This window comes from Legionella tucsonensis (assembly GCF_001468035.1).
Taxonomy (GTDB): Bacteria; Pseudomonadota; Gammaproteobacteria; order Legionellales; family Legionellaceae; genus Legionella; species Legionella tucsonensis.
Window position 1 is genome coordinate 1,440,386 of record NZ_LNZA01000001.1, and the last position, 13,521, is coordinate 1,453,906.

Below are 13,521 nucleotides of genomic sequence, written 5' to 3' on the forward strand. Positions count from 1 at the left end.
GCATCGTGACTGTCTTAATCGATTAGTTGTTTTAATTTTATGTTATCGTTAATAGGCTAAATACCTAATGGTTTATCCTATGTTTAATTAAATAGCACCGTCATTAAAGAATCTTTTGGTTGCTTAAAAATAGAAATAATGATTAATTAAAGAATCATCGTGAGTTTAAAAGTATACCTCGGATTAGTATTGTTATTAAATAATATGTCTCGTTCTCTATCGATCACGATTATTCCTTTTTTTCATGGGTAATCATTCTCTTTGGCAAGGAAACAGCACAGCTATTGGATACGCTATTGCCAGTTACCCTCTAGGCAGCCTTATCTTTTCTATGCTAGTTGATCGCCAATATGATGCTTATGCCCCTAAAAAAGTGCTTCAATTGACTGTTATTGGCGTTATCTTGGCGAATCTCCTCATCATCTACGCGATACGCAGGATCAATATTTTTTTTCTTTGGCTTATTCTTGACTGGGTTAGGTGAGTCAACAGCTGTTGTGAGTAAAGCGATTATCTGTTCGATAGGCGAGCAATCAAAAAAGATTTTCAACCTGGCAACGTTGGATATTGGCGCTGGCATTGGTTGGCTGATTGGACCACTTTTAGGTGCAATGACCTATGAATTTTCCTTCATACATCAAGTACTAAGAGGCTTACCGTATTTCATCTTGCTCATTTCTTATCTGTGTCTCATGGTTGTGATTGTCAAAGTAGCTATTCCCATGACAGCCAACAAACATCAAGATATCAAATCAAGTAAGAAGCCCAAATCGATGATGAAAATTTGGTTGCCACTACTCATCTGGTGTCTGTATATCTTTGGCACCGAAATTTTTACTCATTTATTAACAGTTTTTATGATACAACAAAAATCAATAGACCTTGTTAAAATAGGTACTATTGTATCTTCTATGGGTATGATATATGTTTTATTAAGTATATTTGTTGTCATCACCAAAATTATCGCTCTTAAGGTGCCATCACAAGTACTTATCCTTTCTCATCTTACACTATTCGTTGCGAGCATATTATACTCATCGTGAAGCGTGAGCACACTGTCTACATTTCACTGACCTTATTCGCAATTGGCCAGGTTTTTTCTATGCCTGCGGGTATTGCCTTATTAGAATCACAAGTGACTTCAGAGCACCGGGGTTTGATAATAGGTTTTGCTTCAACATTTATGGCTCTTAGTGTTTTATGTGTTGGATTATTTGTAGCCCCACTGATGAGCATTGAGTTGAGTTTACCATTTAAAATTTCTGCTGGTTTATTTTTAGTAAGCAGTAGCTTGTCACTAGTATGCACAATAAAAAATCATTCAAAATAAGAGCCATTAGCCCCCATGCAAGAACCAGGAAAATCGCTGTTATAACCATTTTAGAATAAGCAACAATGACTATTTTATATCTGGTGGCAGAGTAGTTATAATTTATTTACTAATCGCTAATAGCGTTCAATATTACAAATTTAAAACAAACCTTAAAAATAAAGCCGCAACTATTCACTTAATATATTCACCTAAAAAGGCATGCATGGCTCTTGAACGTCTCGAGATATAATTGCATATAATAACCAAACTGGTTGTATTTAATGCAGCGATTCCATACAAAAATGCGTGCTATATATAAAAATTGATATGTCGCATTTTAGCCAATGTGAATAATATTCACTTAATAACCATGCCTTAAAATGATTATTAAACATACATATTGAATAGGAGGCGGCCATGCATTCAAGAATAATTCTTACCCGTTCTAAGAACCCGAATAAAATACACCGGAAAGGTCATCGCAAACATCATACTCAAAATCATAATTATAACCGCGAACATGACCATAATCATACACATGAGCAATCTAAAGAAATTGTAACAAAATTGAATTATGAAATGTTTCATAATTTTCGTTATAACGAACAATCCCGGATAAATGAATACAACAAAAACCAATTTAATTCAAGGTTAGACTTAGCGTTGGGATTGATTATAAATAATGTTTTGGATGCTCTTGGAGTTACTTCAGAAACTAAAGAAAAAGAAATATTTGAACGAATAATAAATGAACCCAATTTACCGCTTAATCTGAATAGCAAGGGTTGGGTAACTCGCAGTTCGATTGAAAATAGTATCAATTACATGGTAAATAAAATAAAACTAGAGGAAATTAAAGAGCAATTTCTGAGCAAATCACAAATTAATCAACAAGAAAAGCTTGATATTTTTCAAAATAATTTTTCCAGGAAAGTGTTGGACTTATTACCGGGTTTGTTGGTTGGGCAAAAAGGAAATCTTAGGCATGGTTTTGTAGATAAATCCGTACATGCCGCGTCGCTTAAAATATGCACATTACTTGTGATGCTCGATAATATATACTATGGCTGGGAAAACAATACCCAAAATGAAACTGAAGACCGTGCTAACCGTTCTTTCAATTTTATTCTTATGGCTATAATTGTCATGGCGGTAATGTCATTACTTACTTATTTAGCAGAAAAAATAGCAGCAAATCGTAAAGAAGATTTAGAGAGTTTAAAAAATGACTATTACAAAACCATGAAAGAAGTAAAGCAGATAAGAGCAACCATCAACAGCACAGAAGCAGTTGTTAAGGAAATCAATAAGCAAAAAGCTTCTTATTTTTATGACGCGAAAATAAATAAAGAAGAAGTGCAACAAATAATCGTTAAAATTCGTGATAGAAAAACACGAGATGAGGTATTAGATCGGTTTAATCAAGTTTTTGAGCGCGCTGGAGAGGATACAATTTATTTAAGCACACTGCAGAAATATATCCCGTCGATTTTAAAAGGCGATTATGACAAACACGATAAATTAGAATCCAAGTTGGATGATATTAAGAGCAATTTTGAAAACCTTCTTGAACTAACAAAAAGTGAGAAAGATCCGGCTAATATTATCTTGGCTAGCAAAGATTTTGCTTTTGGTTACCCGAAACATATTTCAAATCAATGCACTGACTCCTCCTTTGGAGTCAGATTTTTCGAGCAGAAATCAACACGAGATCGGTTTCTATTACGTGAATGTGAGGAAAACAATGAACTTGACCAACACTATGATTGTAGTTTTAAAGATTAGCTTGTAACTAATTAATCAATTCAGTATGATGGTCAGAAATAAATTAGTCAAAAATTAATTTCTGACCATATTCTGATTTGATTGTATTTTTCATTCACCGGAGGAATACCATGCTTAAATGGTTACAGCAGTATAATACTCACAACAAAGAAATAAAGGAAATTGACACAGATTTTCGCAAGATGCATCAAAAAGAGCAGAAATCTGCAAAAAAATTTTATGAAACTCATAAAGAATTCTATACAAAGAAGACAGAGGATCCCCCCGCTATTCACGAAACGTCGCCATTTTGCTTAAAACCCAAATAATACTAATTCTATCAATTAAGTTGAAATTGCGTCATGGTTCAAAAACACCGAATTTTATTGAACACTAGGCGAGCGCGGTCCTACCCAAGTATGTATGATTAAGGCAATGAAGTTGTATACGGGCATATCCTAGTTTTTGCAAATCAAGCAGGTGAATGCCCAAGTTTCATGATCGCGATGTTCTGCTTTGGCAAGAAACGCACAGTATCGAGAACCTACGTCCACTCCAGCTAAATTTGGTTTGCTGCGATGAAATAGTTCATCAGCCGTACTGGTCTTGATTGAACTTAAATCATAAGATCGATTGATGCAGCTTGCCTTGTTAAACGCTTCATCAATCACATTCCAGATCCTCGGACTCATCTAAATCTTTAAAGTCACAAAGCATATTTTAATATCAAATCGTTCGACATAAGATGATTTTAATTTAGACACAAAATGGCGATGTGGGAGCTATTACCCTTTCCGGACACCATCTTAAACCCAGCATACTATACTTAGTGTATATAAATTTCACTAAAATTTCCTGGGTGTAAGTATGAGAAGTGATAAGATTGAATATTTAGGTGAAGAAAATAAACCTCAACCAGAATATAAGGTAGTTATTGTTGGTATGGGGCCATCTGGGCTAATGGCAGCTTATCATGCACTTTGGGATGTTCAACAACACTCGCCACGTTCTTGCAATATTTTGATGATTGAAAAAAGAGCGGAAAAAGATTTAGCTTTACGGCCTCAGTATATCGTTTTAGATAATGATGCAAAAAAAAATCTCTTAAATATGTTTGTCGCTGATCTTGATGATGGTGATATTAAGTTTTTAAACAACATTTCTATTGCTCCGGAAATGAAGATAAGTAGTATACAAAGGTTTATCAAAAGGCGTATCGATGATCTAACAGATACATATACTTTTCTTCACATTGATTACCGGTATCAAACTTTTCCTGTTGTATGTCAATTGGAATCTGGAACTATTACACTTCATGATTTGCATGAAGATGAGTACTCAGATGTAACATTCGAATATTTGATAGCTGCAGATGGTGCAAGAGCTGAGACACTAGATTTAGTCAATAGCAACCTTAATAGAGAACAGCAAGTAATCAGGAAAACACCTAAAAAACTATCTTTCATGAATGATACATACCATATGGGTACCTTTGTTAGATTATCTATGAATAATGGTGGTAGTTTAAGAGAAACTCTTCCAGAAAAAGAATTTCTAGCAGCGTATAAAAAACGCGGCCATTTTAATTTATTCAATACTAAAAAAACTGATTTATTATACTTTTTACGGTTTGATAAAAACTCTTTGTATAAGAGCAATGAAAGGTATGTAAATTTTGGATATATTGGTGAAATAGGAAGTAACTTATATCATACTATTAAAGCTATTGATGATGAGCTTAAACAGATAGACGATAATCTAAAAATGATAGATTCAGAAATAGAGGCTTTATTCGAATCTATATCTGAGATAGATAAGAAACTTAAGAGTAATGATTTAGATGAAGAAAGTAAGAAATTGCAAAAAGATATTAAAGAAGCTGCAAAACAACACATTGCATTATTAACGGAGCAAAAAATTCATCTGGTAGTTGCTAGAAAAAATTTAAATGATGTCAAAGAGGCTACAGTCATTGAAAAAGTGAAATCTGATGTGGCTACTAAGTTGAAAATAGGTGAAGATGAAATAAACATTACATTTACAAAAAGTAAGTCTAATCCCAACAAAGATAAACTCAAAATAACAACCTTTAAAGGTGACAGCCAACTATGTAATAAAGCTCATATAAGTCTTAACGAACATCATTTTGTGTTAATTGGGGATTCGTTTTTTACGCCATTATACCCTCTTGGACACGGATTAAATGATAGTTTTCGTGCAGCCGAATTGGTTGGAATATGTATTGAAGGTTTAGCATCATTAGATGGCTATGATGACTTGTTAAAAAAACAAGCCAAATCTAGAATTGATAATATGAACTCTATAAGATTAGGTTCTTCAGTTCTTACTACTAAGCTAAATAATATCTTTTTTGCTAATGCTCTAGAAGAAGGGGTTCAGGGATATTCATATGAAAATCAAATTAAGATAGATGGTTCATTCTTTGAAAATGAAATATTGTTTTCTGATACCTCCAAAGATTATGAACCTAGAGTTAAGAGATATTTTGCAGATAAGCTCAATAAATTTAATGAAATCATACAACGCGCTATAGATAATCCAGATCTTGACTTAAGTTATATCTACCGTGAACTTAGTGACGAAATTCAGAAATTAAATGATATATGCGAAAATAATCGTATGATTGTTGCTTCTGCTAAGGACTATATTTTAACAGGTTTAGACTCAACTATAGTATCACTTAATAATTTTAATGAAACTTTGTTGCGTGATAGGAATATCGAGGAACCAGAATATTATCGAAATCATGCACGTATATTAAAAGATTTGCTTTCTCTAAAAGAGTTCATTAGAGCGGAATCGGATGAAATAAATGAAAAATACATGGACTATATTTCAAACTTACCAGATGAAGATATAAATAAAAAAGTTAGCGATGGTAAAACCCCACTATATTATGCCATTACTTTAAATAATACCAAGGCTGTGAAATTGTTACTCGAACGGGGGGCAGATATTAATCTTTATTTCGATGATAAGGACTTCATTAAGAACATTCCACTTAAAAACCTAGAATTGCTTCGTATTTTAATAGAAGCAGGACATGATCCATTTGCAGAACAGGATTATGAAGATACGGTTATTATACCAATTAATACTATTTTAAATAACCGTTATCCAGATGGGTTGATCTATGCTTGTAATTGTTTTCTCTTGTATTTTGAATATCCGACATTGAATGTGAGTAAAGAATGTCTCAATGAGTTCATTGATTGTATTCAAGTGTTGAAACAAGATGAAGAGCTCTATCGGAATTATCTTGAAAAGATTAAGCCTAATCTTCTTGTTTTTTTTAACAGCATTGTAATGAACAAAACTAATCATGATATAGAAGATCTCGAGGGAAAAATCATTGCTTTTATGAAAAACGAGGAGCACGATCTTGAGGATTTACATAATTTATTTATTGACGAGGTGAGTAAACGCATAGAGGATGTTTCATCCACGATGAAAATGTAGTAATTGCTTAGAGGGTATGCTATGTGAATTCTGACGTGGTCAAGTAAAAGTGACGTGGTCACGTCAGGCCAAGAAGGGTCGAATACCGAGGCCTGTAGTCCCAGATAGCCTTAACCTTAAAGGCCGGGTGTTTTTCCGCAGGAAAAATATAAGGCATCCGAAACACTTAACCATGCCAATCACCTTCTCGTTCAAAACACGCTCGCTAGATAGTTCACGATTTTTCTTTTTATCCTCTTTGGTCAGAGAATTCTTTTTTTCATGGTGGTGTCTTTAGTAGTTGTTGAATAAATAGATGGCATGAATAAGGAAAACAGAAGGAAAAAGGAGGCGTATGCTAGCTGAAGGAATCAATTTTATCTATCTTCTTGTAAAATAACTCAATAGTATCTATTTATTTATTCAACAACGGCGTAAGCTTTCAACATTCTCTTGAGAAGGTGTCAACTCTTTTATTTCTAATTGTACCGTATTCGCAATGATTTCTATTAGTTTGCATTCGGCATTTTCAGGATTGCAAATATCAAGTAAGATCTTCCTGAATAAGTATTGCCCCTCGTTATCATACCCCAAAGCAATATTAATAGACTTTATGAGTTCTTGACGATCGCAATCATTGATTAACTCTCTTATCTTCCAGCCATCTTCGAGTTGCAGGACTGGTGCAAGTCCTTGATGCATCATTTTGCCTAAATCCAACACAGATTTGAGTACACTCGAATTAAGTTGCTCCAGTATTATTTCGAGATTATTCAAGCTTGAAATTTTTGCCAGTCTATTATTGCATTCAGCTTCAAGTTTTATCATCTCCTCCTTAGAGTAACCAAGGTAAAACTGTTCTGTTACCTTCTCATACGGATCTTCATCATTTTCAGGGTTTTCCTTCGCATTTTTAAGCGCTTCGTATACCATTCGTGTACTTTGAAAAGCTAATTTATTATTATTATTATCCTCAAGTAAGCTTTTTCCAGTCATATAAAGGGCCCCAAGTTGTTGTAGATAAGTTAAGTATTGTTGATTATTTTCTGATAATGGCCACTTTTCTTTGTTTAGATTTATTAACATTCGAAGAAAATTAACTTCACTACATAATGTTTGAAAAGTATTATTTAGAACTAAAGTGTCAGAGCTATGAAATTTCTTCAATAGAAATTCATCTAAAATATCTTTTGTAATAAAATCAATTGGGTTTTCCAAAAGGTCATCGAGACTAGATGTGACATCAAATGTTACAAACTCATACTCAGGATGAACTCTATCCAAGTACTCTTTACATATTCCATAGATATTTTGTGCTAGAGCTTCAGGGTCGTTTAAATTAAAAAGACATGTAAATTCTCTGATATCTGCTCCTCTTGTAGGAATCATTATTTTACCATCTTCTATGATTTTTGAAATATTCACTCCTGTCCATGCTAAGTGCTTTCCATCCGGAGATCGAACTATTTCGGTGTTTACTAGTTTTAAGTAATTTTCATCCAAAGAGTGGACAAACTCTGTGTTTAGCGTAAAGAATTCTCTTTCTCGCTCTAGTGGTTGCACCCATTTGTTTAACCATTCCCGATAATTTTCATTGTTCCCCATAGCTGATAGGAAAACATGGTATATTCCCCCCATTTTTGAACTTAAAAATCGATTTGCCCACACTGCTCCCATAAGTTCAAGTTCTGCTAGAGTTTCCTTATACTTCTTTTGCTTCTCTAAGTCATTATTAAGGTCTTCAATTTGTTGGTAAAGCGTCATTGATTTTTGTATAAAGTCAAACATGAACCCCCACAAGTAAGAATAGGATGGATTTACTGTCCGTTTCTTTTGCTGTTATTTGTTTATCAGTATAGTTGATAAAATTGGACTTTGGATAACCGCATGATGTTAGCACCCCTCCTGTCCTCATCGAGACACCTCGTAGCTAGTTTCTAATTTTCTTTAAGTCAGTACTGATAAGGGTTTTCTGCTGTATCATGTGCCCGGTGCTAAGTTTATAGAAATTGGAGCGCCACCTGGATGAAGCCGCGTTACAATTGGATCCCGACGAGTCAAAAACACCAAGTAGTATCCATTACCTAAAAAGAGGCAAACGAGAATCTGGAAAATGGTTACCGAGGTGGAACCTTATTGTTCCAAATTATATTCTTGAGCGCTCTTGGGAAGAACCTAATGAAGATTTCTAGAGAAAGATTACAACAAGAAGCAGCTAGCACGGGCTTTAAAATGGAACACTTAGAAAAAAACTTAGTTCAAGAATGCCAGAAAGCCTTTCAACACTTTCTACCCCTCAAAGATAATGAGCATCTTTTTTACATCAATTATTAGATAATGGATTGATTAAACCAGAACTAATTTCAAACGATCTCGCATTGATTGAAAATATTAAAAGTCATCCAGCAATAAAGTGGTCTGCTCAACAGGGCAAAAAGAACTAATCAAAAATTCCAAGTCTTCAAAATTTGAAGTTAAATTGTGAATATAAATTTATAAAATACTCCTTATTACTGTGTCATAAATTGTGGCATAACTGTGACAGTACTATGCTGTTTTAAGCAGTTTTATGCAGTTCTTTTATACTTGTGATGCATCACAAGGATTTGATTATTAAAGGTTTTATTAAACAGCAGAAGGCTACGAACCAGGGGGTCGGAGGTTCGAATCCTTCCGGGCGCGCCATTTTCAAATAAAAATCACAAAATAAGAATCACTCCGAAATGTTGCCAAGACACTCAGAAGCGGTGAGGAGCGAACAAAGTGAGTGACGAATCTATCCTTCCCTTGAATCTTTGGATTATGCAAATTTAATGCGGCAATTTATTCTTACGCAATAAATCCTTCCGGGTGCGCCATATAAACCAGTATAATCAAGGCTCTCCCCAAATAAGCGCATATCTAAGATATCGTAATGTTAGTATTGGTGAAAAAATTTCATAGAGCAATTCTATTGCCAAAAAAATTTTGCTTGATACAGCCATTTATCAAATAATAGTTGTTAGGCTGGGACCATCAAAGGGTTAATCATAAGAACAAGTTTGGAACTCTTTTTCGACTAAATGCGTTTTATTGTTGATTATTTGACCATTTAAGTTACCAAATTTTCCGTGTACCTGAGTTAACATCCAAATGAAAAGAGACTCTAAATCGTTTCCCGAATGATTCGTTATTTCAAAATTATCAAAATATATTTTTGCAGTATAAGTAAACACTTTAATTCTCGATCTAAAAATTAATAAAGGCACATAATAAATGTGAGCTAAAGAGGGTATAATGTGATTACAAGTTTTAAGGAAGGATCGAAAAATAAGTTTGTTTATACAATCTATATTTACATTATAGCACAGATGTCCCTTTGCAGCAGACAATAATAATCTACCTTTGGCAACGAGCTATGATGAGTTCATCTAAAACAACGTTTTTTGAAAGCAATTAATTCTATACTTACTTTGGCATAGCGGCTGTTGTGGAGTCAGTTCAATTGTTTTACCTAATGACTCTTCGCTATTTAAAGTTAGAGAAAAATGACGACCTGCTTCAGTAGTCAGGAACAATGTAAAAGGGTTCGTTGCTGCCAATGTTGAAGAGAGTATCTGTGAACACACTGACGTACTCATAAGCAAAGTTAAAGAAAAACCCATAACCTCTTTACTTATTGCAGGTGGAATAGGTTTTCTTCTTTTGCAACTATTAAAAAATAAGACGTAATTGGGCGCGATCAAAACCATGTATACTAAATAAAATTGCGCCCCTTACTTGGAGCGCAATGAAAAGTTTATTAATCCATACTTACTGCTATTGGAAATGATGATAATGGCTCCAGGTAGACGATAAATGGCTATTGGGGTGTGTTTCATTGACACTCAATACAATTCCTCCTTCTTTGATACCAGATTCAAATACTTTCGCTTTATCTTCGGGTATTCCCCAGCCAATTAAAGAGCCCATTAAACCACCACTTATTCCACCAGCTCCTGCACCAGCAAGCCCTGCTGCTAAAGGACCTGCCACTACAAGTCCCAATCCTGGGATGACTACGCTGGTACCAACTGCTGCCATGGCACCCACAATACCTCCAACCGCAGCTCCAGTAGCGCCACCGATTGCCAAACCTTCTGATGTTTTAGAGCCTTCTTTAACTAAAACAGAATCATAATATCTTTTTCGAGAGTCTTCGGACATCATCACATTTATCTCTTTCGGAGTATAACCTTCATCAAGAGCATCTTGGTAGGCTTTTTCAGCCTCTTCTTTAGTTTCAAAGATTTCTGTAGTTAAGTGAACATCTTTCTTAGTATCTGTCATTTTGATCTCCTTAAGGAATGATATCTTTAAGATTCATCCCACTATTACTACATATGTTTTTTCAATAAACATCCGGGGCAATTTATAGTCATAGCCACCTCCCTTGTGGATACATAATTAAATCAACTTATTGTTTTACTATAGTATAAAACCAGGGCTTTCTCTTGACTTCGCCTGTGGAAGAGATGATAAAAGGATGATATTCATACTTATAGCTAGCCCTCTTTAAACAAATCAATGGAGCTACAGCCAGAAGAATGAACTTATTTAACCTTTCGCTTACTACTTAAATAATATGTTGTAAGAAATTCGAGACAATAGGTCAGGATATTGATGGTTTTGAGATTTTTCGTGTTGACTCGCTTACCACCTCTGATACGATTTAAAATAATCCGTATTAATTTAAGCCGAAAATAATTAATAAAAAGTCGATACAACATTAAAGTCTCCTCTACTTAAATAGATTATAGCTTATATTGAAGCATCAAATAATAATGTTTTTAAAAGCTTAGGTGATGCGATTATAACAAATTAGGAAGAATCACTTGCTTCAAAATAAAAGCCCAAATAATCACCTTACTTAGGCTTTTAAAAGTTTAAAATCATTTTTTCTTTCCACCTTTATCTTGTTTATTAACCGTACGCCAAGCTCGTTCTTCTGCTTCTTTCTTAGACACACCTTTCTTTTCATAAGAATCCTCAATGTGTTTTGCCTGTCGCTTTTGTTTATCTGTATAACTTGATTTATCTCCTTTGCTCATAACGATCTCCTTTTAACTGTATGTCAATTCAAATTTTGAGAACGACACCATCTACAATTTCAAGTATAGATATAAAAAATAATTATGAGCTTTCTGAATATTTTATAACTCACTACTTGTTGTATAAATCCAATTATTTTCCCTGGGAAATATTCCTTATAACTTAAAGCACTTTCTAACCGGCTATTGTATTTCCCCCTAAAATAGGAAGAATGAGACCACTGATGTATCCCGAATCCGCATTAGAAGCGAGAAACACATAAGCTGGTGCAATCTCTTCAGGTTGCGCGGGTCGCCCTATAGGAGTGTTTCCACCAAAATTTTTTATACTCTCGCTTGTTCTTTCTGCTGGATTTAAAGGAGTCCAAACAGGCCCTGGTGCTACGCAATTTACGCGAATCCCCTTGTCTATTAAATTTTTAGCTAGAGATTTGGTAAAGGCATGAATGGCTCCTTTTGTGGAAGAATAGTCCAAAAGCTCTTTACTTCCCTCTAATCCCGTAATTGAACCAGTATTGATAATGACACTTCCAGGCTGCATATGTGGTACTGCAAATTTACAAAGATAATAATAGTTATAAATGTTACTGGTAAAGGTAATATTCCATTGATCCATGCTCACCGCATCCAGATTAGGTTGATGTTTTTGAAAGGCTGCATTATTAACCAAAATGTCGATCTTTTTGAAAAAAGCCAACGTATCCGTCACTACTTTTTTACAAAAATCTGCTTGTTTCAAATCTCCCGCAATAAGCAAAACTTTTCGGCCCAAAGATTCAATTTCCTGCTTAATTTTATCTGCATCCCGCTTTTCTTCGGGTAAAAAAATCAGGGTCACATCTGCACCTTCGCGAGCAAAAAGTAACGCAACAGCACGACCTATTCCTGAATCTCCTCCACTTATCAAAGCGACTTTATTTTTTAATTTTCCAGCAGGATGATAAGCCTCTGCTTCATAATGAGGGTTTGGGTCCATTTCTTCTTCAATTCCAGGTGGGGTAATGGGTTGTTCAGGAAATGGAGGCTTTGGTTTTTTAGTCATAATAGTATCCTTTCTTTTAATTCATCCAAATATATAATAGTACCCTTCCCAGAAATTTAAAGTTGAAAGACAGTAGCTTTAAAAAGCCTAAATCATACCTGCTTGCTTTTGGGGATATAACTAGAGCAGAAACTCGATTGGTTGTATTCGCTTACATTGAATGTGTTTGCGTCAGCGATTGCATTCAACATGAAAATACTCAATTAGTTTGGATTAGCCTACTAAAAAGGATATCCGAAATTTCGAGGTATGATGAAATGGCAGAAAAGTAAATTTATAAAATATAATCGTGCGAGCTTATATTTAACTAAAAAACGCAAACGGGTTAATAAAATAACTAAAAAAAGAATAATATAAAGTGCTGTTTCAAAAATTTTCCGATGTGGTGAGCAAAATTATGGACATTATATATACAGGAACCCAGCAGGAGTGACCTCATTATCAAAAGACACTACAGCTGAATTACACTGGAATAATTACTCATACAGCGTAACATGGGAGTAGTGCTTTGTGTTTTGAGAATTTATTCTACCTTAACACCGATAGATAAAAATAAGTTTAAAACTTGACTTTGTCACCTATTTGGCAATGATCAAGATTGAATTGTCAAAGCTTGTACCACAAGAAATTGATTTTGATTTAACAGATTTGCGCAACTGAATGGTTCTAGTAATGCACCAGCCTCTGCGTCAAGAAATACACGAAAAATTAAAAGAATGGGTGACTGCAAGAATAAGGGTGTCGCAAAAAGATGTCCTAGCTGGTAGAGTTAGATGATTTCTCTAGAAAGTTTGATAGTGCATGCTCAGTTTTAAGTAGTGTCATTTTAATGTTATTACGCTATCGAGAAATTGAAGAATCGGCATTAGAGCGTG

Annotated in this window: 12 protein-coding genes and 1 pseudogene; 5 read left to right on the forward strand and 8 right to left on the reverse strand. The window is 34.5% G+C overall.

The window, feature by feature from the left end; genetic code table 11:
* The first annotated feature begins 244 nt into the window (after positions 1-244).
* Positions 245-484 (forward strand): hypothetical protein, encoded by a 240-nt coding sequence (locus Ltuc_RS15300; protein ID WP_133138270.1) that lies wholly within the window; start codon positions 245-247, stop codon positions 482-484.
* Positions 468-1,043 (forward strand): MFS transporter, encoded by a 576-nt coding sequence (locus Ltuc_RS06280; RefSeq protein ID WP_058520440.1) that lies wholly within the window; start codon positions 468-470, stop codon positions 1,041-1,043. The genes Ltuc_RS15300 and Ltuc_RS06280 overlap by 17 nt, the downstream gene beginning before the upstream one ends.
* Positions 1,044-1,059: 16 nt before the next feature.
* Here Ltuc_RS06280 and Ltuc_RS06285 read toward each other — a convergent pair whose 3' ends face one another.
* Positions 1,060-1,308: a hypothetical protein gene (locus Ltuc_RS06285; RefSeq protein ID WP_058520441.1), complete on the reverse strand. Its 249-nt coding sequence runs from the start codon at positions 1,306-1,308 to the stop codon at positions 1,060-1,062.
* 421 nt (positions 1,309-1,729) lie between these two features.
* On the opposite strand from Ltuc_RS06285, the gene Ltuc_RS06290 reads away from it, so the two are divergent.
* Positions 1,730-3,097, forward strand: coding sequence for a hypothetical protein (locus Ltuc_RS06290; RefSeq protein ID WP_058520442.1), 1,368 nt, complete (start codon positions 1,730-1,732; stop codon positions 3,095-3,097).
* Between the two features lie 110 nt (positions 3,098-3,207).
* Entirely contained in the window at positions 3,208-3,405 is a 198-nt protein-coding gene (locus tag Ltuc_RS15585) for a hypothetical protein (protein WP_058520443.1), read from the forward strand.
* Positions 3,406-3,534: 129 nt separating this feature from the next.
* Here Ltuc_RS15585 and Ltuc_RS06300 read toward each other — a convergent pair whose 3' ends face one another.
* A complete protein-coding gene (locus tag Ltuc_RS06300; RefSeq protein WP_133138271.1) occupies positions 3,535-3,768 on the reverse strand; it encodes a hypothetical protein in 234 nt (77 codons plus the stop codon).
* Positions 3,769-3,943: 175 nt separating this feature from the next.
* Between Ltuc_RS06300 and Ltuc_RS06305 the strand changes: the two genes are divergently transcribed.
* A complete protein-coding gene (locus tag Ltuc_RS06305; RefSeq protein ID WP_058520445.1) occupies positions 3,944-6,556 on the forward strand; it encodes an ankyrin repeat domain-containing protein in 2,613 nt (870 codons plus the stop codon).
* 158 nt (positions 6,557-6,714) lie between these two features.
* Here the strand turns inward: Ltuc_RS06305 and Ltuc_RS15865 are convergent.
* The 6 genes and pseudogenes from Ltuc_RS15865 to Ltuc_RS06330 all read right to left on the reverse strand — a co-directional run.
* Positions 6,715-6,814 (reverse strand): annotated as a pseudogene (locus Ltuc_RS15865) (IS5/IS1182 family transposase); the annotation flags it as partial.
* 144 nt (positions 6,815-6,958) lie between these two features.
* The gene (locus Ltuc_RS06310) at positions 6,959-8,323 is read right to left on the reverse strand and encodes a hypothetical protein (RefSeq protein ID WP_058520446.1); all 1,365 of its coding nucleotides are present in this window, start codon (positions 8,321-8,323) and stop codon (positions 6,959-6,961) included.
* 1,622 nt (positions 8,324-9,945) lie between these two features.
* A complete protein-coding gene (locus Ltuc_RS15680; RefSeq protein WP_238584079.1) occupies positions 9,946-10,143 on the reverse strand; it encodes a TraK domain-containing protein in 198 nt (65 codons plus the stop codon).
* Between the two features lie 190 nt (positions 10,144-10,333).
* Complete coding sequence (locus Ltuc_RS06320) at positions 10,334-10,843, reverse strand: hypothetical protein (protein WP_058520448.1); 510 nt, start codon at positions 10,841-10,843, stop codon at positions 10,334-10,336.
* A gap of 602 nt (positions 10,844-11,445) precedes the next feature.
* Complete coding sequence (locus Ltuc_RS15510; protein ID WP_010653565.1) at positions 11,446-11,604, reverse strand: hypothetical protein; 159 nt, start codon at positions 11,602-11,604, stop codon at positions 11,446-11,448.
* A 175-nt stretch (positions 11,605-11,779) separates the two neighbouring features.
* The gene (locus Ltuc_RS06330; RefSeq protein WP_058520449.1) at positions 11,780-12,646 is read right to left on the reverse strand and encodes an SDR family oxidoreductase; all 867 of its coding nucleotides are present in this window, start codon (positions 12,644-12,646) and stop codon (positions 11,780-11,782) included.
* Positions 12,647-13,521 lie beyond the last annotated feature (875 nt).

Bases quoted from the DNA above. Each gene is read 5' to 3' on its own strand.
- Ltuc_RS06305 (WP_058520445.1), top strand. From the start codon at position 3,944: ATGAGAAGTGATAAGATTGAATATTTAGGTGAAGAAAATAAACCTCAA.
- Ltuc_RS06320 (WP_058520448.1), bottom strand. From the start codon at position 10,843: ATGACAGATACTAAGAAAGATGTTCACTTAACTACAGAAATCTTTGAA.
- Ltuc_RS06290 (WP_058520442.1), top strand. From the start codon at position 1,730: ATGCATTCAAGAATAATTCTTACCCGTTCTAAGAACCCGAATAAAATA.
- Ltuc_RS15585 (WP_058520443.1), top strand. From the start codon at position 3,208: ATGCTTAAATGGTTACAGCAGTATAATACTCACAACAAAGAAATAAAG.
- Ltuc_RS15300 (WP_133138270.1), top strand. From the start codon at position 245: ATGGGTAATCATTCTCTTTGGCAAGGAAACAGCACAGCTATTGGATAC.
- Ltuc_RS06300 (WP_133138271.1), bottom strand. From the start codon at position 3,768: ATGAGTCCGAGGATCTGGAATGTGATTGATGAAGCGTTTAACAAGGCA.
- Ltuc_RS15510 (WP_010653565.1), bottom strand. From the start codon at position 11,604: ATGAGCAAAGGAGATAAATCAAGTTATACAGATAAACAAAAGCGACAG.
- Ltuc_RS06310 (WP_058520446.1), bottom strand. From the start codon at position 8,323: ATGTTTGACTTTATACAAAAATCAATGACGCTTTACCAACAAATTGAA.
- Ltuc_RS06330 (WP_058520449.1), bottom strand. From the start codon at position 12,646: ATGACTAAAAAACCAAAGCCTCCATTTCCTGAACAACCCATTACCCCA.